Below are 22,452 nucleotides of genomic sequence, written 5' to 3' on the forward strand. Positions count from 1 at the left end.
AAAGATACATTTACCTTCGACTCTCCACTCATTCAATCTCTCCCATACATACATTTTTGTATGTATAGCAGTTTTTTGTTCGTACTTGTCAATCTAAAATAATGATTTGATAATTAAATTAATGCAAAGCGCGTGGCAGTATTAACTAACGCTAGCAAAGCTACATTTTTAAAGCTATGGAGGTTTTTTATGAGCGAACGCAATCTTTTTTCATCGGTTCAGCTTGGTGAACACCGTCTGGCAAATCGGATCGTGATGGCTCCCATGACGCGGTTGCGAGCAGTGGGTTCAATACCGAATGCAATAATGGCAGAGTATTACCGTCAACGAGCATCTTCTGGACTAATAATCACGGAATGCACAATGGTGGCGCCCATGAGCAATGGATACATCAACTGTCCGGGTATTTATTCGCCTGAGCAAATTGCAGGCTGGCAACAGGTGACTGATGCTGCCCATGAAGCTCGTGGCAAGATTTTTTTACAACTTTGGCATTCCGGTCGGATTTCTCATCCTGCGCTACTCAATGGGGAGTTGCCTGTAGCACCCAGCGCGATAGCACCTGTGGGAACGCTACATACCCCAGTCGGAAAAGTCACAATGGAAACTCCGCGCGCGCTAGAAACTGAGGAAATAGCTGATATTATTGAGCAATTTCGTCAAGCTGCAAAAAACGCGATGCAAGCAGGATTTGACGGTGTGGAGCTACATGGAGCATTTGGTTATTTAATCGACCAATTCCTACAAGATGGCTCCAATCAACGAACTGACCGCTATGGAGGTTCGATTGAAAATCGCGCTCGCTTTCTTTTAGAAGTTGTGGAAGCCGTTTGTCAAGTATGGGGTGGAGGGCAAGTTGGAATTAAGCTATCTCCTAGCAATACGTTTTACGGAATACGTGATTCCAATCCTGTCGCAACGTTCAGCTATGTAATCCAACAACTCAATCAATTCAATCTGGCTTATATCCATTTAATGGAGCCAAATGAAGACGACATCAAAACGGAAAATGTTATCAAATCGGTGCTAAAAACCTTTCGTCCCTTCTATTCTGGCTTAATTATCACAAACGGAAATTACGATAAAAGCAAAGACAATCAAGTTCTTTTGAGCAACGAAGCTGATTTAGTTTCCTTTGGCAGACCCTTTATTGCAAACCCCGATTTACCCCATCGGTTTCTCCTTAATGCACCTTTGAACGAGGTAAATTTTGCAACTATTTATGGTAAAGGCAATCAAGATTTAGAGCAAGGGTATACAGATTATCCTCTTCTAGCAAGATAACTCTCGCCACATCCCCGTCATGGAGTAAGTGTCACTAATTTTGATGGGGCAATATTTTCTAAAACCGTGACGCTACTTCTCCAACCTGCAATTAATTTTCATTAAGCAATATTAGTATATAGCTTATGCTACAATGTATTATTATAATGATATCTTAGAATCGAATATGGCTTCAACCTTCCAATCGCGAAAACAAAAAAATGAAGAATAGCCTTATTTTGTACTCAGGTGGCATGGACTCTACTGTACTTCTCTATCATAAAAGAGAGGAAATAGCTCTTGCTGTGAGTTTTAATTATGGAAGCAAGCATAATGACCGGGAATTTTATTATGCTGCCTTGAATACAAAAAAGTTAGGTATTGAGCATGTTAAATTAGATTTAAGTGACATAATTGGTAAGCACTTTTCATCGCATTTGCTTAAAACAGGTTCAGAAATACCTGATGGACATTATCAAGAACCTATAATGAAGCAAACAGTAGTACCATTCCGCAATGGAATAATGCTTTCTATTGCTGTAGGGTTAGCTGAAAGTAAAGGATTGAAACAGATTTACTTGGCAAATCATTTTGGAGACCACGCAATTTACCCTGATTGTACATCTGCCTTTATAGAACCGTTTAAAGAAGCAGCAAAAGCAGGTACATACGAGAAAATAGAAATTGTTTCTCCTTATGTTTCAATAACCAAACGAGATATTGCTTTAATTGGGAAAGACCTTGATGTTCCATTTAAATATACTTGGAGTTGTTACAAGGGTAAAGAGCATCACTGCGGTAAATGCGGAACTTGTGTTGAAAGAAAAGAGGCTTTAGAAGGTTTTGATGAAACCGTTTATACTTAAATTATTATATTGAAGCTGTCATGTCAGGTGTTAATATAAGTAAACTGGTGATTCGTGAGCAGAAACCCTACCGACTTACTGTTATATTTAATAATAACGGATTAAGTTTAAATACCTAAGTAGCCTTATATTTTTTGAGATTCCGCAACGCGCGCGAACAAATACGTGTAGTTTGTTTTGTATTACTTTCTACCTGCCAGCGCTTACAAATTGAGAGAACCCAGTCTGGCTGTTGTTTGGCAGCATCATTCAACCAGTTGCCAACAGAGTCTTGAACATAACGCGAAGTATCTGCCTTCACTGGTTCTAAAAGTGGAAGTCCAATTTGTGGATTTTTTTTGAGTTCTTGAATATGAGGGCACCAAACACCACGCGGTCTGGTACTTTCGATTGCAAACCTTCTTATATTCGGTGAGCTTTCTTCAACCCAAGGCGCCATTAGTTCAATCGCATTTTGAATGTTAACTGTAATATGGGGACGTAAAGCTAACCATGCCCATTCGCGTACATTGAAATGATTATCATCAGCAAGTGGTTGAATTAAATTAAGTCGTTCAGACAGAGTAATATCAGGAATAGAGGCAATCGCGTATGCAGCCCAACTTCTAACTGTATCAGCAGGATGCTTGGCAATACTATCCAAGTTTGTTGCTCCTAAGTTTTTTGAAAGAAGTTCTCCGGCAATCAACATCCTTTTAGTTATACCATCAGATGACTTAAAATATTTGTTCGCATCATTAGAAATTTCAGGTATAACGTAGCTTATTAAAGTAGCGAAATCGATAGCAAGCATCTCCGCTAAATTTGCACTTTCACGTATGCCAGAATTTAATTGTTCTAGAATTTCTACAGGAACCTCATTCGGGCGATTAGTTTTTTTAGTACTTGGTGATTGTTGTTTATTTTTGTTCATTTTTACTGCTGACTTAATCTGCTTAATAATTATCTCTATCATAGTTGCTCGTTCATAGCCTTAGTTCCTTTAATATTTCAACCGTTTGTCAAATTTATGTTATAATCAATACCGTTGAAATCCTGAGTAGTAAACAAATTTCGACACTTGAGTTGTCCGTTACGAAAAGGAACTATGGAATTTATCAAACCAAAAGTAAAAATTTGCTGTATAAGCAGTGTTGAGGAAGCTACATTAGCTATACAATACGGCGCCTCGGCAATTGGTCTTGTCTCAGAAATGCCTTCTGGACCAGGTGTTATTTCTGATGAACTGGCATTTAAGATCGCTGCGACTATACCAGCAAATATTGCCTCATTCCTGTTGACTAGTAAGCAAAATGCCTTAGATATCATTGAACAGCAGCGATATGTTGGTGCCAACACATTACAAATAGTAGACCGTTTAACACACGGGAATTATAAAGACCTACGTGAAGCATTGCCAGGTATTAATTTAGTACAAGTGATTCATGTAAATAATGATGAGTGTATTACAGAAGCTTTGAAAGTGGCGCCGGATGTGGATGCTATTTTACTTGACTCTGGCAACCAAAACCTACCTGTTAAGTTACTTGGTGGAACAGGACGCGCGCACGACTGGTCAATTAGTCGTCGTATAGTTGAGCTAGTAAATAAACCCGTTTTTCTAGCTGGTGGTTTGAACCCAGAAAACGTAAGTGGCGCCGTTGAACAAGTTAGACCACATGGACTAGATATTTGTAGCGGTGTGCGTACTGATAATAAGCTCGATGAACGTAAATTAGAAGCGTTTTTTCAGCAAGTAAATAGTTTTAGGTAATTATTTTTACCACAGAGACACAGAGAGGTAGAAATAGCATAATTACATATAATTTGATAAAAACTCTAAAACTAGCTGATTAAATTTTTCTGGATGCTCTATTGGACTCCAATGTCCACACTCATCTATAATTTCTAAACGCGCGTTAGGTATATTTTTAGCAGCATTCAAAGCATGACTAACAGGAACCATTGGGTCTTGCTTACCCCATATAATTAATGTAGGAGAGGTAATTGTGTTTAACTTTTCAACGATTGGCTGATAAAATTGTCCCCAAATATTAAAATTAGAGCTACCAACATTAAGCATAGCTTGTGTTGCTCCGGGAAGCGTTGCCATTTGGTAAAATTCCTCTACTAGTTGCGGGGTAACTAACTTTGGGTTGTAAACAGCTTGTTTACATAACATTGTTAAACCAGATTTACTAGGCTTACTAAATAGCTTACCTAAAATTGGAATAGTTGGAAGCCGCAATAGTAAACTTACCTCTTTTCCTAACCCGGCACTACCAACAATTACAAGCTTATCTACCAACTCTGGAAACTTTACTGAAACACTAAGCGCTACACCTCCCCCAGCAGAGGCGCCAACCAAACTTGCTTTCTGGATATCTAGAGCTTGCATAAATTGGCGTGTAAAATTAGCCATGAAGCCGAAGGTGTATTTGGCGCCTGGTTTATCAGTTAGTCCGGCGCCAACCATATCAAAAGCATAAACACGATGATGCTTGGCTAACTCAAAAATATTATGTTTCCATAATTCAATATAACCACCACCGCCATGAAGCAAAATAACTATGCTTCCAGAATTACCAAGTTGCCAATATCGAGTGTTAACGCTATCGACTTTGATGTATTGATTTAAAGGTTGTTCGGTAAGACTCATTCTACAAACAAAAATTTATATATACAGTCTTTATAATAAAACTAATCTAAAAAATAGATTTACTAAATATATGAGCAACACAGTCAGCAATAAGTAACAAGCCAAGGGACACTAAAATAAATTTCATTATTTTTGGAAACCATTTAGTTACTGATTGATGATGCTGTAAAATCTCCAGCGATAAACGTAATAGCGCGAGCAACTGGCTTTGGTGTACCCAATAAATAAATTTGTACTGCCATTGCATTTAGATTTATGCTATCTACTAAGGCAATTGTCGCAATTGAAATCAGCAGGTTAATCATTACATCTTGCTTAGAGGTTGTTTGAAAAGTGCCCGTGAATGTCATGCCCAGGTAGAAGCATCTCAGTATGTGTCCAAAACCCTAGATTCTACCCTGCGGGAAAACTACGTTTACGTTCCGTAAGACTCCACTCAGAATGACAATTTATACCTTATCTGACTTTTCAAACATCCTCTTAAAGCTTGTTCATTAAAAGTTATTTAGCAAAATTCAACTTTCAAGCTTTACATAAATTTCTGTCGGATGTGATTGTGCCCATTCTATATCCCACGGGGTAAATCCCAAACTTTGGTACAAGGAAGCAGCGACTTCATTTTCCTTACGATAACTTGTTGCAATTATCTCAACATCGGGATGTAACTTTAGGCGCCGAATTATCTCTATCATAGTTGCTCGTCCATAACCCTGGCGTTGATATTTATAATCAATCATCAGACGCATTATAAATCCAACACCACCTACATCAATTTCATACATGATAAACCCAAGCATTGGCGCCTGTGGTTGTTCATAACCACATACGCTAGCATCATAAACGGCAAAAGGGAAGAGGTTAGTATCGACATACGCTTCTGCAAGAGATTGTGCATTTGTCGCAACTAAACTTTTCTGCGAATTATCGACTTGGAGGTTAAGACATTCTTTGAGATTATCGCGCGTTATTTTACGCAAATGAACTTTTACCATGAATGTGCTTGTCCATTTCTATTACTACCAAGTTGCAATCAATTGTTCAATTTCAGCTTGTGCTTCGTTGATTCCTTGCTTTTGTCTATTATCTCCTAAATCTAAACCATTTGCATGAATAAATTTAATATCTGTAAACTTTTGACATAAACTACTATTAGTGATTTTTAGTTGACTTACGTTATATAAGTTAAAGACAGCAAGTCTGGATAATCTCTCTGAAACTTGCGACATTATCAAAATCTTGCTGTTTGATGCGAGGCGCCTTTTACTTGACGAAGAGCAAACAGTAGTACTATATTGGTCTGTTAGTTTCCTGTTGGAGAGCAAAAGCAATGAAACTCTCGTATACAATTCTCTATGTCAAAGATGTACCTTCTTCAGTCGCGTTTTATGAAAAAGCGTTTGGCTTAAAACAAAGGTTTATCCATGAAAGTCAGCAATACGCAGAAATGGAAACGGGTGACACAAAGCTTGCATTTACCTCAAATGAACTAGCAAATTCTAATATCCCACAAGGATTCCAAGAAAACAGCTTATCTAAATTACCTGCTGGAATTGAAATTGGTTTTGTTGATGAAAATGTACCCGTAGCATTTACAAATGCAGTTAATGCGGGTGCGATATCAGTAGTAGAACCCAAAGTTAAACCTTGGGGACAAACCGTTGCTTACGTCCGAGATATAGATGGAATTTTAATTGAAATCGCTAGTCCAATGTAAAGACAATTGAGAGTTGGTGCCAAAACAACAATATTCTAAAGTAAATACAAGTGAATAGAGGCTTTATAATGAGTCTAACAACATATGGAACTCTGTGTACCGAAGTTTACAATATTACCAAACCAATTGGTGGAGACTATCCTGACATAAGTTACTACATTAAACACCTTTCTAAGATTGGTGGAAAAATCCTTGAGGTGATGGTAGGTACAGGGCGCCTACTTATACCACTGTTAGAAGCTGGTTTACAAGTTGAAGGTGTTGATGTTTCACCTGATATGCTTGCTTCTTGCCGCTCGCATTGTGAAGCTAGAGGTTTATCTCCTGTTCTTTATCAAACTGGTGTAGAGGATTTAGATTTGCCTGGTAAATATAATGCCATAGTAGTCAGCTTTGGCTCGTTCATGTTGTTAGAAAAACGGTCTGCTGCTATCGCTGCACTGCAAGCTTTTGCAAGACACCTTGAACCACAGGGGCGTATATTTATTGATTTAGAACTTCCTGTAGAAGATTTTAAGACTGAAAATATTATCAAGCAATCTTTGCCGATAGAGTGTGCTGATGGCTCAATAATTTTAATGCAAACTTCTTGTAAAATTTCATTTCTCTCCCAACTAAATCTGACTCTTATTCGTTACGAGAAATGGAAAGAAGGTAAACTAATAGCTACGGAACTTCAACGTTTACCGCTTCATTGGTTTGGAAGAGATGAATTTATATTATGTTTAGAGCAAAATGGTTATAAAGATATCACTTTGTGTGCCAACTATATAGATGATTTGCAGCCTAGTTCGCATACAGATACTATGTGTTTTTCTGCCGCCATATGCGATTGAAAGTTATCTATATTAAAATTGGGGGCCAAAAATTAAATTAGCCATAAGAGTGGGATGGGTGTCTTAAGCGAGTCCAAAACTCATGGCGGGCAAGGATGCCCACTCCACAAGAATGTTTGTGACTGAGAGTTGCAAATTAGGGTTGACATGTTTACTTATATAGGGTAATACTAGGAATAAGTAGTAAATTCACTTTGATTGTTATGTTTACCAAGCAGCTATCTCTACAAGTAACTTTTAGCCTTCTATCAGGGCTAGAGCTACTACTATGCCTTGGTTAAGTGTTTACTTAAGTTTTTGCACATCTAAATATTTACCCTTTTAACTAACGCTTTTGACGTTGGAGTTATTTATGCAATTAAATCTATCGCTCAAGGTTTTGCTGCGACTAATTACGGGTTGCCAGGTTTGGTCTTGGTGGCAATCTGACAGCCCTAATTTTATACTACTCGCCACAATACCTTGTCATTACAGAATTTATCGATATTATTCACGAAGGAATTCACGATGTTAACTAATCCAGCTTCTAAATATCGTCCGTTTGCTCCTGTTAATTTACCTGACCGTGCGTGGGTTAATCGAACAATTACCCAGAGTCCCATTTGGTTGAGTACCGACTTACGCGATGGCAACCAAGCTTTGATTGAACCAATGGATATTACGCGCAAGTTGCGTTTGTTCAATCTGTTGATACGTATAGGTTTTAAAGAAATCGAAGTTGGTTTTCCTTCTGCTTCACAGACTGAGTTTGATTTTATTCGCCATTTGATTGAACAGCAGTTAATTCCCGATGATGTGACAATTCAGGTATTAACTCCTGCACGTGAGGAATTGATACGTCGCACTTTTGAATCATTACGTGGCGCCAAAAATGCAATCGTACATCTATATAATGCGACATCACCAGTATTTCGACGCACTGTTTTTAATTTAGACCGTGCAGGAACTATTAATTTGGCAACTTCGGCAGCAAAATTATTTAACGAGCTTGCAGCAAAGCAACCAGAAACTAACTGGCAGTTTCAATATTCACCAGAGACGTTTACAGCTACCGAACTCGATTTTGCTGTTAATATATGCGATGCTGTTCTGGATGTCTGGCAACCAACTCCGCAGCATAAAGCAATTATTAATTTACCTGCAACGGTAGAAGTATCAACACCAAATATATTTGCCGACCAAGTGGAGTGGATGCACCGTAACTTAAGGCGCCGCAATAGTGTAATATTGTGTGTTCATACTCATAACGACAGAGGTTGTGGTATTGCTGCTGCTGAAATGGCACAAATGGCAGGCGCTGAAAGGGTAGAAGGGTGTTTATTTGGTAATGGTGAACGTACTGGTAATGTAGATTTAGTAACCTTGGCATTGAATCTTTATACTCAGGGTATACATCCAGGTTTAGATTTTTCTAATATTAACGAAGTCGCGCGTATTGCTGCTGAATGTACTCAACTGCCAATACATCCACGTCATCCTTATGTTGGTGATTTGGTATTTACAGCGTTTTCAGGGTCGCATCAAGATGCTATTAGAAAAGGGTTTGCGGTGCAGGCGCCTGATACAATTTGGGAAGTACCTTATTTACCGCTTGACCCTGCTGATGTTGGTTGTACATATGAGTCGGTAGTCCGAGTCAATAGTCAATCAGGAAAGGGTGGAATTACATTTTTACTCGAACGTGATTTTGGTATAACGTTACCTCGACGGTTGCAAATTGAATTTAGTCGAGTTGTGCAGCAAGTCATGGATAGTAGTGGAAAGGAATTATCTTCTCAGGATTTATGGCAGTTGTTTGAACAAGAGTATTTGCATGGTGAGGCAGTATTAAGATATGTGTCACATCAAGTTTATACTGCTGATGATGGAACACAAATGCTGTCAGCGAAGTTGCAGGTTGATGGGGAAGTTATTGAGATTTGCGGTAAAGGTAATGGTCCCATTGATGCTTTTGTCAATGCGTTGGGTATTGGAGTGGAGATTCTCCATTATGAAGAGCATTCACGTAATTTGGGTAGTAATGCTGATGCTGTAGCATATGTGGAAATGAGTAGTGATTTTAGTGGTGATTTTATAAGTGGGAGTTTATATGGTGTAGGAATAAACTCGAATATTGTCACTGCTTCAATACTGGCTATCATTAGTGGTGTAAACCGCGCGTTAAAATCTGTTGATGCTGAGGTAAGAATTGAGCAGTTGATGAAGTTGAAAGATTATGCGTCTGTAGTGAGGGTTTAAGTTACGAACCACAGAGACACAGAGTACACAGAGCAAGAAGAGAATGAAGAGTTATAAAAACATCTCTCTTTACTCTTTTCTCTGCGCTAAGGGGCTTCCAAAAATTAAATTAACCTGCAATTGTGGGGTGGGCATCCTTGCCCGCTCAAATATCAGGACGGGGCAAGAGACAGCCCATCCCACAAGAAATCTTGGAATATTTCTTTTCGCTCACTTGTTATTAATAGTAAGTTTTACAATTACTAGGTCTAGTACAGCAGCAAGCGTAATTTCAGGGAAATTTTATGAACACAATTATCTATAGACCACCAGAGCTTGGAGACGAGTACCAAATTAGTGGTTGCATGTGGGCTTCTGCTGACCTGTGGGAACTCACAGATGGAACACCAGAAAGTGTTGTCGAATGGGTACTAATTTGTAACCCAGAAGAATTAAGAGACAGAATTTTGAGTGACCAGAGAACGCTAGTTGCTACGTGGAACGGGATAGTTGTTGGTTATATTGCATTTAAAAGAGGCAATCATTTGTCGTTGCTGTTCGTCCGAAGAGAATTTTCTGGGCAAGGAATTGCTAGACAACTCTTCACCTGATGCACACCCCGCATACCGACAGCAAAAGATAACGGCGCCACAAATTTATATTTTCTTTATATAAATCGACAAAGATTATTGCATAAAAGCTGAATTACAAACTTATAGCTCAGTAGTCATGCTTGAGTTGATATAACACTGCTCAAAGAAACCTGGTTTCTTGTAGCTTGACTTGTAAATTTACTTTTGCAAAAGGATTAATCAAAATGAAAATTAAGCATTTTTATCAAGTTTCAAGTTTATTAATCGCAGGATTGGTATTATCGAATTTTGGTACTGTTTCCGCCTCTATTAATAGCTCTCAAACATTGCAGCAACTTAACAGCAATACTGTTGTCGGTATTAAAAAAATTGCAGCTAACCCAGAAGACTGTATTGCCTTCAACCCGAATAGTACTGCTGTCAAGCAAGTCAACGGTAGCTGGAAAATAGTTGAGAATGGGAATCACTGGATGTTTGACTTTGGCGCCAAAAAAGACGAAGCGACACGCGCATTCCAAGTTATCAAGCAATACGGAATGAATAAATCTTGCTTCGTTGGGCGTCCACAACCATCATTTAAATATCTACTTAAAAATGATAATGCCCCAGTTGGCGCCATCAGAGGAGAAGATTGTGTGGCATTTAACCCTGCAACAACAACCTTAAGCAAAATCAACAACCGTTGGAAAATTGTAGATGGTAGTCACTGGATGTTTGACTTCAACACCAATGAAGCAGAAGCAAAACAATCTTTAGAGATTATTAAAAAATATAAGTTTACCCGTTCCTGCTTCGTTGGTAGACCTGACCCTAGCTTTACCTACTTGCGTAAATAACGTACCATCAACCAATAATACTGCCAGGAATTGCAAATCCCTGGCAATTTCAATATTCACCGGAAATGTATAAACAAGCATTATCAAACTAATCGATTTGATACTGCTAATTTCAAACTCAGTAGTATTATGTATAATAAATCACTGTTTAGTCCAGATAGGATTGAAACTTCGAGCTTATTTTTAATTTTTTTATTCTTATTTCCTTCTCTTACAATTGCTCAAACAGTTCCAGTTCAAACACTGCAAGATAAACCCAATCCGAATATCGACCGTTTCCCCCAACCTGTTCCCAGTCCTACACCTCTTCTGGAGAATGAGGCGCCAACTATATTGCCTCCACAGGTGGAACCGGCGCCAGAGGAAACAGAAACAAATATTAGTATCCCTGTACGTCAGATAGAGGTAACAGGTAATACTGTATTTAACCCAGATATTATTGAAAGCATCGTCAACAAGAGTGAAAATCGTTCTGTAAGTTTAAAAGAACTTAGAGGTGTTGCTGATGCAATTACCAAGTTATATTTACAGAAGGGCTATATTACATCGAGGGCTGTGTTAGTAGACCAGGAAATCAAAGATGGTGTAGTTCAAATTCGGGTTATTGAGGGTTCTTTAGAAAAAATTGAGATAGAAGGTAATCGACGTTTAAACTCATCTTACATACGCGAGCGCATTCAGTTAGGTACAAAAATACCACTCAACCAACTTCAAATTGAAAACCAACTCAGGTTGCTAAGAGTTGACCCAATGTTAAGTAATATTGACGCGACTTTACGACCGGGTACTAATTTAGGTGAAAGTATTCTTACAGTTAAGGTAGAGGAGGCGCCTAATTTTAATCCTTTCTTTAGTGTTGATAACTATTCATCTCCGAGTGTTGGTTCGGAAAGGTTCGGTGGAGGTTTTAATTATCGTAACGTCACAGGAATTGGCGACCAATTTAGTGCTTCATACTATCGTTCTACCACAGGTGGTTACAATGTCTTTGACTTGAATTACCAAGTTCCGATTAACCCGAAAAATGGAACTATCAGATTAAGGTATGCACCGAGTGATAGTAAAATTACTGCTTCTGAATTCGCTGATTTTAATATTACCTCTGATAGCCAACTATATGAAGTTAGTCTTCGGCAACCATTAACCCGCACCCCCAGCGAAGAATTTGCTTTATCTTTAGCATTTACCTTGCAAAATGGTCAAACTTTTTTAGGAGGTACACCTACACCCTTTGGTGAGGGGCCTGATAGCCAAGGTAACAGTCGTACCAGAATAATCAAATTTGGACAAGATTATATTAAACGAGACTTGCAAGGAGCATGGGCTTTGCAATCGCAATTTAATCTTGGTTTAGGTATTTTCGATGCGACGATTAATTCTGGGTCAAAGCCAGATGGACGTTTCTTTAGTTGGTTAGGGCAAGTACAGAGGGTACAAAGGTTAAGTAAAAATAATTTATTAATAGCTCAAGCTGAGTTACAACTCACGACAGATAGTTTACTTAGCAACCAACAATTTTATCTAGGTGGGGGACAATCTCTACGGGGTTATCGACAAAATGCTCGTTCTGGGGACAATGGTTTTCGTGTTTCTGTAGAAGACCGAATTACCATTTTTGATGGTACAGATGGAACTTCATCTTTACAATTGGCGCCTTTTATTGAGATGGGTGCAGTTTGGAACCATCCTGATAATCCGAATAAACTCAACAATCAAACTTTTCTCAGCGCTGCTGGTTTGGGATTAATCTTACAACCCACACCAAATACTTTTATCCGACTCGATTATGCTGTCCCCTTTATCAAACTTGACGATAAAGGTACAAACGCTCAAGATGAAGGTTTCTTTTTCAGCGTTGGTTATAATCCTTAGTGTTATTAATTTGCCTCACCTACTAAGGTAAACCCAGCCCAATCTAATGGCTCAAAACCAAACTCCATCAGTTGCAGCATAGCTTTTCTTAATGCTATGGCTTTATCAGGGTTTTGCTGTAATTCCTGATAAAAAGCAATCATTAATAGTCTTGTTTTCTCATCAGGAACAGTCCATAAAGAGACTAATACACTGGGTGTTCCTGCGGAGATAAAAGCGCGCGAAAGTCCAATTACTCCATCTCCGGTAATCCTTCCTACACCCGTATCGCAAGCACTCAAAACCACTAACGAAGCGACCAAACGCAAATCAAAAATTTCTGCTGCAGTCAGTAAACCATCATCTTGGTCTGAGGGTGCTAAAGCTATCGCTCCCGGTATTCCTAAGCCCTGCAATGAGGAGCTAGTATTAGAACTGCGGTATTCTAAAAGTCCGTGGGTTGCTAAATGTATGAGATTTGCTTGAGATAATTGCTTTTTTACAGCAGCTTTAGTTGCTTTAGAACCAACAATTGCTTCTTGCTGGAACATTTTTGCTATTTCTATTGCTTCTGCTTCTGATTCTGGTAGTACTGCTAGTTGTTGAGGTTGTTCACCATTTACAGATACTGTGGGCATAGTTGGATTACCCACTATTAAAGGTTTTAAATCAGTTAGATTTTGCTTTGCTAAACGATTTTTTTGCTTACGAGTTAAATCTAATACTTGAATCGCTGGAGCCGTAAGAATCGTATGTTTTTCAATTAAATATTTACCTTCAGCGTTTTGCAGTGCAGCGAAGGGAGTTAAAAATAATGATTCTTGAGGTATAAAAATTACACGCTCATTTTCATCTTTTGGTAATAAATCTACAATTGGTTCAATCAGAAATTGATGCAGTTTACGGAGTCCAATATAACTTGAATTCTTTTCTTCTCCTAACTTCAAAATATTTTGCCTCTGCTGCTCACATACAATACCTTGAACCAAACAGCGACTGGCATTAACTAAATCATCAAGGGTTAAATTATGCTTCCATAAGGGCTTTAAATCAACTTTACGAAATGTAATTTTACCCGTTGGTTTTACTACCCAAATGAATAATTCTGAACCCCTACCGCGTTGCTTACCCAAAAACTTAAAGTCATCATCAGGTACAATTAAATATTCAACTAAGGTTGCATTTTGCTGACGAGCAATTTTTTGAATTTGCTTTACAGAAGGGAAACTAGTATTGATTGAGTTTTTATCTTCCGAGAATCTACCAGCAAGTAATTCCACAAAAGCGCGCGCGCGTCCTCGTTCCGTGGCTTCTAGAGCTGCTTCTGGTTTATTTGCAGCTACTAAAATTTGTTGCAATAAATTGTAAGAATGAACTTGAGTATCAAAAATTGATACCTTATAAGTATCGCTAAGTCCCGGTCTCATTCCATCCAAAAGTCCGACAGCATCACGAAGCGTCTTTTCTGCTTCCTCAAGTTTTCCCGCAGTAAATAAAACATGTCCTAAATTATTTAACCCCATCGCTTGAGCTTCCGGGTCACCAATTTCCCTGGCAATAGCTAAACTATTTTTCAAATACTCAATAGCTTGGGGATAGTCTTTTAAATCTTCGTGTGCTAATCCCAAACTTCCTAAAGCTTCCAATTCCCGTTGCTTGTTCTTTATCTCTCGCGCGAGTTGAAGACTTTGTTGATAATTGTTAATTGCTTTGTCTAACTTTCCCAAAAAATGGTATGTAGAACCCAAATTAATCAACGTACTTGTTTGACCCGCAATATCATTTATAGAAGAGCTGATTTTGAGACTCGTTTGAAAAGTCACAATCGCTTTTTCGTACTGACCTTGATTAGCATAAATTTGACCTAGATTACTAAGAGTTTTACCCTCTTCTCCTTTATTATTAACCTCACGGGCAATTTGCAAACTTTTTTCATAAGATGCGATTGCACTATCATAGTCCCCTAAAGCTTCATACACATTTCCTAAGTTTTTAAAAACTATTCCCTCATTCTTACGATTTCCTAGCACCCGAAGAATCTCTAACGATTGTTTATTTGCTTCAATAGCTTGAATATAATTACCCAATGTTTTGTAAGCAATGGCTAAATTAGCCAGAATAGCTCCTTCATCTATTTTATTACCAGTTTCACGCACCAAAATTAAAGCTTGTTGGTTATATTCAACAGCTTTAGTAAATTTAGTTTGTTTAGCGTAGATTTTTGCAAGATTTATTAGAACTGCTGTTTCTGCTGATTTATCTTTTAGTTCTCGCGTTAAAGTCAGGTATTGTTGTAAATAAGTAATTGTTTGGGGATAATTTTGTATCTGCTGGTTTACGGCGATTAAGTTTTTTAAAGTGGTTGCAGTTGCTTGCTTGTCATCTAACTGAAGATATATTTTTAAAGTGTTTTTCCATAATTCTATAGCTTCTAGTAATTGATTTGCTTGATACTTTTTTAAAGCTTCTTCAAATAATTTTTCCGCTTTGGTGCGATGCGATTGAGACTCTCCTCTGTTTACTAGAAAAGGTATTTGGGAATGTTCAAAAATAACAACACTACTGAAGTTCGTGATTATAGCATCCCTAATTGATTTGTAAAAAACATTATGTTGATGTAACGAACCACAAAGGACGCAAAGGACGCAAAGGTAAGAAAAGAAAAGAAGAAACATTTTAGAAATAATTTAGGGTTGCTATATAAAAGTAGTGTTACCTCACATCTTGCACCAGTCCTAGAAACCGGGCTTCTTGACAAAGACTTTGCTATAAAACGTTGATTTTTCGTACAGAAGCCCGGTTTCTTTAAGCTTATTGAGAATGTTGCAAGATGTAAGTTGCCACTTTACTGTAAATAATCATTGCTTCTTTTACTCAAATCAAGATTGTGGTTTATCGAAATTAGAATTCAATCGATTATCTGGCACTACTTTCAGGATATTATTTTTATCATTTGTTGTCTTACATGGGCCATTTGTTCGTGGTTGGGAGTTATTCGTTGCATTTCCCCCACGAGTATTTTCTCCACGGTTGACAGCTATGGTTGAATTTTGTGGAGAACAAACATCATTTTTTTCATCTTGATTTAATTGACGTTGAACAATTTGTCCATCGGGAGAATTTTGGTTATTTGATGTTCCATTGCCAGAAGAGACATCGGTTTTAGGTTTGGGAACAGCTACTACATTAATATCGGAACTTCCCTCTAAAAATGTATCACCAAAAGCGCCGTATAGACTAGCATCAACTCCTCCCTTTTTAATAATCAACCCAGCTGTAAAACTTTCATCTGGTGAAATATTGTTGGCATCAAAAGCAACACTGTTGACAGTTACAGGTCTATCTGGGACAGGGTTTCCGTTTTCGTCAACAAAAATAATTTGACCAATATCGTCTTTACCTTTAAAGAAAACTCTTCTTCCATCAGCTTTGACTCGGTATATAGTATTTCCATTCGCATCTTTTTCAACACCAATCCCTTCAGTGAATTTTACTCCACCATGTTGAATATTTATATTTCCTTGGGCTTGAATACTAACTGGAAGTTCGCTAGGTCCAGTAAAAGTAAATGAACTTAAGAAAGTATCTTTTGCTTGAAATGTATCGGCAGCATTAATACTTATACTGCCAAAAGGAACGCGAATAGTATTAACTGTAATTTTTCCAGTTTCTGAAGATAGAAATGCAAAATCATTTATCCCACCAAATCCATCCGATGATATTACTCTTAAATTTCCTATATCAATATTTTTGGCGCCAGAAAGTGTAGTATTACCAGCATTTATATCACCTCTAACTAAGATACCACCTTTTGAAGCATTCAAAATCAGCGGACTATTTATACCGTTGAAAGAACCATCCAATATAAAATTTCCTAAAGAAAGATTTCCATTGACATTAATATCATTTTTGGCGGAGAGAATCACGGGACCCAAAATCTCACTGCTCGCTGGTTCAATAGTAATATTTCCGACTGTAATATTTCCGACTGATGTAGAAGTATTCGTACTAGAAAAAGTTGTTGTATCAATAGAAGTTGGAGAAATAGTTGCTGGATTGCGTAATTCACTCAACCCTGCTCGCAAGATCAACGATGAGCTATTTTTTAATGTGGCAATATCTGGGTCTGTTCCTACTAAAGAAGCATTTGGTTGTGTAATTTCAATATCACCACCTACGATACTGCCTTTAGCTTCTACTTTTAGAGAAGAACCCTTATAATTACCAAAACTTACATCACCATTAGAACTAATTATACCTTGAGAATTAGTTCCAACTGGGCTGAGAAAACTAGAACTAAAATTACCTGCTCCACCAGATAAATTCTGCACCGAAAAATTTTTACCTGTAATAAAACGAGCATTACCGCTAATTGTACCATCGCTAACTAAATCAAGATTACCGCCTGCCTGAAAGATAGATTTTTCATTAGCTAACTGAATATTAATATTTTGATTTCCTTGAAATTTTAAGTTTCCTCCCGTTTGCAAAATAAAGAATTCGTCAAACCCCGCACCATCAAAGAAATTTATAGTATCTTTAGCTAATAAGCTCAAGTTTCCAGATGTTGTTAACCCCTGTCCCGATTGACCAACAGAAATTAAATTACGACTCGATGATAGTGTGGCATTTCCAGCATCAACACTATCTACTACTAAATCACCGTTTTCTATTTTTAAACCTGAACCTGTCAGTTTTACTGTATCTCCACTGATTGTTAAACCCGTTGCATTCGTAACTCCTCCACCCGTTAATAATGCGGGGAGAGATAAAATAGGTAACGACCAATTATTCGGTAAACTAGGTGCTGTTGAGATTGGTTGAGTTTCGAGACTCAAAATATTTCCTAGCTGTGTAATTTTAACTATACTTTCCCCAGCTACAGTCGCAACCGTTACCTGCCCTCCGGGAGCGCTGAGTCCCCTTGTATTAACAATTGTACCACCAAGAAGAGTTAAATTTTGTCCCGCTTTTATAGCTAAATTACCAAACCCATCAATGGCGATAGCTCCCGGTTGACTCATGGTAAATGCAAATGAACTGGGTTCTCCAATCAAGTCAGCGTAATTATTTACACCAAAAGCATTAAACCACTTATTCCCAAACCCAATTCCGTTCGCGGTTGTCGCAGTAAAAGACCCAGGAACATCTAACCTGGCGCCAGAACCAAATATAATCCCGGCTGGATTCATTAAATACAAGTTAGCATTGCTACCCGTAACTTTAATTAACCCATTAATTACCGAAGCATCTCCACCAGTAACTCTTCCTAAAATATTTTTAGTACCGGGATTCGTTACAAAGTCTGCAATTTGATTTTCATTCAATCCAAACTTTTGCAGACTGTGAAATACATTCTTATCAACTTGAGTGCCACCTGTAATAGTAAAAGTATTTCCACTCTGATTTACAACAGTATTCGCATCACCAGGCGCCGTTGTAATCTGTGCTTGTGCTTTTGGTAATAATATAGATGTGACAATGGAGAAACTAAGTAAATGAAATATTAATTTCATGGAACTGATATTTAAAAAATTGCTTGAGCATTAAAAACGGGGTTTCTTGGTACATATACGTAGTTGAGACTAAGATTATGCAATAATTTTACAAAACTTCACTATTCAACCAGCGATTGCTTGGCAATATCGCTCAAGCCAATACTTTCGAGCAAACTCACCCAAGTCTCAACCAGCTCTTTATTTTCTGGTTCCTGTTGTCGTAATCTTGCCAATGTATTAAGAGTATCAAACCAAATACCCTCTGTGGCATATAATTCAACTTGTTTACGAGGTTCAGCGGCATTAATTTTTTGGTTTAATCCACTTAATGTAACTCGTCGCACTACACCTTCTACCCGGAGTGAAGGAATTGGTTTTTGGGGTTCGCAGTAGATATTAAAGAACCAGCGATAATTTTTATTTGCTTCCAAGGGTTTGACTGTTTCAGGAAGAGAAACGGAGATAATACCTGGTTTACTTGGCAATTTAACTGCTGATTGATAAATTATTTTCTTAGACTCTTCATCTTGGAGAAGAAATTCTGTTGGAAAAGAATACTTGTTGGTGAAGGGAACGTAAAAAGGGAATTGAGGACGCAAGCTATTGGTTAATCCCCAAACATTTTCCTTTACGTGTTCCGTTTGCCCCAATTTTACAGTTTTTTGTGTAAAAGGCACTAAAGCAGTTAAGTTAGTTTCGACATCTGGGCAAGGGCCTCTGCGTCCACCACCACGAGAACGTCCACCAACTGCCCTTCCTGGTGGTGGTGCTGGTAAGGTAAATTTAATTTTTTGGTTTTGTTTATTTGAGTAAGCAGGTTCTATGTGTAAAAACCCGTTATAGGGAATGAAGATTATAGAACTAAGAATCAATATTAAACTAGCCTTTACTGGCAGCCAAACAAAATTCATCGATTTAGTCCTCACAAATGAATTATTACTGTTGCAGTTTCTTAATCTCTTGACAGTTCCCTCAAAAATAAAAACTTATTATTTACCTTTAAGAATGACGACAATACTTATACTTGTTGTTCCCACTAAAGCTATCGCTGATGGTACAAATGCCATCCAAGTGCCTTGAATTAACATATAAAAACAAACTCCATAGAGAATTCCGCAACTCAGCAACAAAGCTAAAGATATTTTAGGAAGCAGGTGCTTGCTTAATACCGGATGGTAGCAATATACACCTGCTAACCCTCCTACGATAGACCAGCCCAAAATCCAAGCTGTATCACTCCACGATGATAATACTCCTATTAGTGGACGTTTGTCTAATACACTACTCAGTATTTGACTAACCATATGGGCTTGTACCTCAACCCCTGACATTTGGTTTTGTAAAAGTCTTCCATAGGGAGTTTGCCACCTATCTTCGGCGCCACTTTTAGTGATACCAATTAATACAATTTTATTTTCAATAATTTTTTTGAAAGCAGTAGGATTATCCTCAGCAGCTGCAAACAGTTGTCTTAATGTTAATTTTTGGGCAACATCATTACCCGCGCGGTAGTTCAACATGATTTGTTCGCTGTTGGCATCAACACTTTGATAACCGCCACCATGCGATTGCAACCTTTGAAAAACGACATTACCAATCTGCCAGTTTTTACCATCAGCAGTCAAATTAGTTTGAATATTATGAACTTGCAATAGATAGCGAGAAGCTAGTTGTAAACTCAAAGCATAAGATGCCTGACAATGAGAATTTGCCTCTGGATTCATCGACAATAACTGGCGCCGCAACACGTTATCGGTGTCGTCTACAAAGTCACTAAATCCTAAACGCTCTACAGGAATTTCTTGAGGAGGACGCACACCATAAGGGTCAACTTTTGTACTGCTAACTTTACAAATACCTACCAAATTATCGTTATTTTTTAAATTTGCAATCAGGTTTTGATGTTGGGGATTGGTATTAAAATCGCGGTAAATATCTAGACCAATTACACTCGGCTTGTATTTCTGTAAAATTCCTAATAAGCGTTCCAATGATTTATCAGAAATTGAAACTCCTTTCAGTTCTTCTCCTTTTTTTCGTTGGGCTTCAACATCACTATCATCTATTGTTACAATTAATAGTCGCTCGTCAATTCCTTCGCTGGGTCGCAATTTCATCATCTGGTCGAATGCTGGCAATTCTAGTGCTTGCAATAATCCGAACCAACGCATTCCACTCACCAAGCTAGTTACTAATAAACTAGATATAACTAAATTTATCAATCCCCGCTTTGTAAATACATGATTATTACCCACTGCATTTGGAACTGTTGCAATCATATTTTGCCAAGTTAAAGGCACTTCTGCTTGATGTTGATATATTGTTGGTAACCAACTTGCACATGGAAATTTAGCTTCTAATCCTTGCAAACGTTCTCTTGCTTCTCGTAAAGCTTTGTAAAGGGGTTTGCCAATCACAAATGCTTTCAAAAAATACTTTAAGAACTCTTGAGCAACTTTATCTGGGACAATTTCCCGCATCACAATCAAATAAGGTATTTGCAAATCAATAAGCTCTTTTGCTAATCCTAAACCATCGCAGGAATTAAAAATTGCTAATTGTAAACCATTATCTACAGCTTTTTTGAGAGCATATTTTAACTGACTAATTGTTAAACTGTCATTTTGGTTAATATATATTTGCCCCGTTTCACCGTTAGCTTGACTAGAACTATGTCCTGCAAAAAAAAGTATTTGCCAGTTTTCTTCCCACAGTTGCTCCGTCAACTCACTGCGAGGTGGTTCCACCATAAAATTGATATTGGCATTTGGTAATTCCGTTAATAATTTTCGATCTGCTTCAATATCAATTCCAGTACTATTGCCCAAAATGGCAAGAATTTTGACAGCACTTGTAGGTTTTACTTCTCGAATTATCCGGTCATAATTAACAGGACTTAATGCTACTTCTACCTTGGAATAACGCTCCAGCATATCCCATAAATGCCAGGGTAATTTTTGCAATTGGTTATCTTGAGTTTGAATCAATACCTGCAAATCATCATTTGGCAGTAACTTTTCTAACCATTTTTCGCGGATAGGTAGAAAAGAAGGTGATTTTAGCCAATCGTTAAGTTGCTGATTGACGATTTTTGCTGCTGTCAAACATTCTTCATCTGCTGAACGTTTGGTTCTTCCGGTGGAAATACTAACAGGTCTTCCCACCCAATCCAGATTACGGTATATGCCTTGCCAACGCTGATAACTTTGTGGTAGAACTTCATTGCCAGGAAGTTCACCCATAATTTCCGTTGAAGGTGGAGTATTTTCCTCTCCAATTTGAAAAGTAACAGGGAAACCCTCTTTAAAGCTACCCTTTCCAAACTTTAAAACAACCAATTTACCCACATTTATTTCCCTCCGCTACCAACACGCAGTTTAACTCACTTACTATGTAACATTTTCTATAAAAATTTTAATATTTTATTTACGAGATTATTACTATGAAAATTATAGAGTTTTTACCCAACCTCGCACAACCACAATCAAGATGTTTGAGAGCGTATCTGCCAAGAGCGTGCATCTAGGAGATGGAAGTGGTGAAGTACATGTATACTGCATTTACTTTGAATCTGGGAGTCATATAGGTACACATCGGGCAGGATACGTTATTATGGTGCAAGCGAGTAAGCTAGAACCAAAATTATGATTTTGCTGATTAGATATCAAGTCCGAGACGTAATACTAGATGGAGATTTTTTTGTACATATTGGACAAAATTTGGGTAAAACGGACGCATTGTATTACAAGGTTACACTTAATACATTGCTCGAAGTGAAGTTGAAATAATTGTGCCTTTTATGCAAGCACGTGGCTACAATATTTTCGATGGTTCTATAGAATGAATAGTTGTAGTTCAAAGGAATAAAACTTCAAATTGTAATTTGATCTGATGAAATATTAAAACAAATGCGTCTCGATTAACAATTAAGAAAACTTATGAATAGTTGGCTGATTAAATCAGAGATTTAAATATTAGATTCTGATTTTTTTATCAAAAAAGGATATGATTTGAAATATGCAAATAAATGTTGCTATATAAAGAGGTGGTTAATATATGGCATTGAAGAAACAAAAAGGTCACTTCCAAATCAATGAGTCAATTTTAGCAACTGTTGAAACAGCAACACCTGAATATGTG

At 37.7% G+C, this 22,452-nt stretch carries 18 protein-coding genes; 9 read left to right on the top strand and 9 right to left on the bottom strand.

Features of this window, described 5'->3' with window-relative positions:
- Nucleotides 1–189 precede the first annotated feature (189 nt).
- Complete coding sequence (locus tag DSM106972_RS15990) at nucleotides 190–1,284, top strand: alkene reductase (RefSeq protein WP_127081639.1); 1,095 nt, start codon at nucleotides 190–192, stop codon at nucleotides 1,282–1,284.
- 200 nt (nucleotides 1,285–1,484) lie between these two features.
- A complete protein-coding gene (queC, locus tag DSM106972_RS15995; protein ID WP_127081640.1) occupies nucleotides 1,485–2,129 on the top strand; it encodes a 7-cyano-7-deazaguanine synthase QueC in 645 nt (214 codons plus the stop codon).
- 115 nt (nucleotides 2,130–2,244) lie between these two features.
- On the opposite strand, the gene DSM106972_RS16000 is transcribed toward queC, so the two are convergent.
- The gene (locus DSM106972_RS16000; RefSeq protein WP_127081641.1) at nucleotides 2,245–3,042 is read right to left on the bottom strand and encodes a DNA alkylation repair protein; all 798 of its coding nucleotides are present in this window, start codon (nucleotides 3,040–3,042) and stop codon (nucleotides 2,245–2,247) included.
- Between the two features lie 174 nt (nucleotides 3,043–3,216).
- Here DSM106972_RS16000 and DSM106972_RS16005 point away from each other — a divergent pair, with 174 nt between their 5' ends.
- Entirely contained in the window at nucleotides 3,217–3,882 is a 666-nt protein-coding gene (locus tag DSM106972_RS16005; RefSeq protein WP_127081642.1) for a phosphoribosylanthranilate isomerase, read from the top strand.
- 42 nt (nucleotides 3,883–3,924) lie between these two features.
- On the opposite strand, the gene DSM106972_RS16010 is transcribed toward DSM106972_RS16005, so the two are convergent.
- From DSM106972_RS16010 to DSM106972_RS16025, 4 genes are all read right to left on the bottom strand, one after another.
- Nucleotides 3,925–4,767 (bottom strand): alpha/beta fold hydrolase, encoded by an 843-nt coding sequence (locus DSM106972_RS16010; RefSeq protein ID WP_127081643.1) that lies wholly within the window; start codon nucleotides 4,765–4,767, stop codon nucleotides 3,925–3,927.
- A gap of 143 nt (nucleotides 4,768–4,910) precedes the next feature.
- Nucleotides 4,911–5,117, bottom strand: coding sequence for a hypothetical protein (locus tag DSM106972_RS16015; RefSeq protein WP_127081644.1), 207 nt, complete (start codon nucleotides 5,115–5,117; stop codon nucleotides 4,911–4,913).
- 165 nt (nucleotides 5,118–5,282) lie between these two features.
- Nucleotides 5,283–5,759: a GNAT family N-acetyltransferase gene (locus DSM106972_RS16020; RefSeq protein ID WP_127081645.1), complete on the bottom strand. Its 477-nt coding sequence runs from the start codon at nucleotides 5,757–5,759 to the stop codon at nucleotides 5,283–5,285.
- Between the two features lie 24 nt (nucleotides 5,760–5,783).
- Nucleotides 5,784–5,993 carry a hypothetical protein gene (locus DSM106972_RS16025; protein WP_127081646.1) on the bottom strand — a complete coding sequence of 70 codons (210 nt, stop codon included), beginning with the start codon at nucleotides 5,991–5,993 and terminating at the stop codon, nucleotides 5,784–5,786.
- Between the two features lie 101 nt (nucleotides 5,994–6,094).
- Here DSM106972_RS16025 and DSM106972_RS16030 point away from each other — a divergent pair, with 101 nt between their 5' ends.
- From DSM106972_RS16030 to DSM106972_RS16055, 6 genes are all read left to right on the top strand, one after another.
- Nucleotides 6,095–6,481, top strand: a complete 387-nt coding sequence (locus DSM106972_RS16030; protein ID WP_127081647.1) for a VOC family protein — start codon at nucleotides 6,095–6,097, stop codon at nucleotides 6,479–6,481.
- A 68-nt stretch (nucleotides 6,482–6,549) separates the two neighbouring features.
- On the top strand, nucleotides 6,550–7,317 hold the full coding sequence (locus tag DSM106972_RS16035) for a class I SAM-dependent methyltransferase (protein WP_127081648.1): 768 nt from the start codon (nucleotides 6,550–6,552) through the stop codon (nucleotides 7,315–7,317).
- 507 nt (nucleotides 7,318–7,824) lie between these two features.
- Complete coding sequence (gene leuA, locus DSM106972_RS16040) at nucleotides 7,825–9,555, top strand: 2-isopropylmalate synthase (protein WP_127081649.1); 1,731 nt, start codon at nucleotides 7,825–7,827, stop codon at nucleotides 9,553–9,555.
- A gap of 284 nt (nucleotides 9,556–9,839) precedes the next feature.
- Nucleotides 9,840–10,145: a GNAT family N-acetyltransferase gene (locus tag DSM106972_RS16045; RefSeq protein ID WP_233787104.1), complete on the top strand. Its 306-nt coding sequence runs from the start codon at nucleotides 9,840–9,842 to the stop codon at nucleotides 10,143–10,145.
- 206 nt (nucleotides 10,146–10,351) lie between these two features.
- On the top strand, nucleotides 10,352–10,963 hold the full coding sequence (locus DSM106972_RS16050) for a hypothetical protein (protein ID WP_127081650.1): 612 nt from the start codon (nucleotides 10,352–10,354) through the stop codon (nucleotides 10,961–10,963).
- A 129-nt stretch (nucleotides 10,964–11,092) separates the two neighbouring features.
- Nucleotides 11,093–12,835, top strand: a complete 1,743-nt coding sequence (locus DSM106972_RS16055; protein WP_127081651.1) for a ShlB/FhaC/HecB family hemolysin secretion/activation protein — start codon at nucleotides 11,093–11,095, stop codon at nucleotides 12,833–12,835.
- A 5-nt stretch (nucleotides 12,836–12,840) separates the two neighbouring features.
- On the opposite strand, the gene DSM106972_RS16060 is transcribed toward DSM106972_RS16055, so the two are convergent.
- The 4 genes from DSM106972_RS16060 to DSM106972_RS16075 all read right to left on the bottom strand — a co-directional run bounded on the left by DSM106972_RS16060 (nucleotide 12,841) and on the right by DSM106972_RS16075 (nucleotide 21,659).
- Complete coding sequence (locus tag DSM106972_RS16060; RefSeq protein WP_233787103.1) at nucleotides 12,841–15,489, bottom strand: CHAT domain-containing protein; 2,649 nt, start codon at nucleotides 15,487–15,489, stop codon at nucleotides 12,841–12,843.
- Nucleotides 15,490–15,693: 204 nt separating this feature from the next.
- Entirely contained in the window at nucleotides 15,694–18,330 is a 2,637-nt protein-coding gene (locus DSM106972_RS16065) for a two-partner secretion domain-containing protein (protein WP_127081652.1), read from the bottom strand.
- A 101-nt stretch (nucleotides 18,331–18,431) separates the two neighbouring features.
- On the bottom strand, nucleotides 18,432–19,223 hold the full coding sequence (locus DSM106972_RS16070) for a DUF928 domain-containing protein (RefSeq protein ID WP_127081653.1): 792 nt from the start codon (nucleotides 19,221–19,223) through the stop codon (nucleotides 18,432–18,434).
- Between the two features lie 78 nt (nucleotides 19,224–19,301).
- Nucleotides 19,302–21,659 (bottom strand): CHASE2 domain-containing protein, encoded by a 2,358-nt coding sequence (locus tag DSM106972_RS16075; RefSeq protein WP_127081654.1) that lies wholly within the window; start codon nucleotides 21,657–21,659, stop codon nucleotides 19,302–19,304.
- Nucleotides 21,660–22,452 lie beyond the last annotated feature (793 nt).

Origin of the sequence: Dulcicalothrix desertica PCC 7102 (genome assembly GCF_003991905.1) — a bacterium.
GTDB lineage: Bacteria > Cyanobacteriota > Cyanobacteriia > Cyanobacteriales > Nostocaceae > Dulcicalothrix > Dulcicalothrix desertica.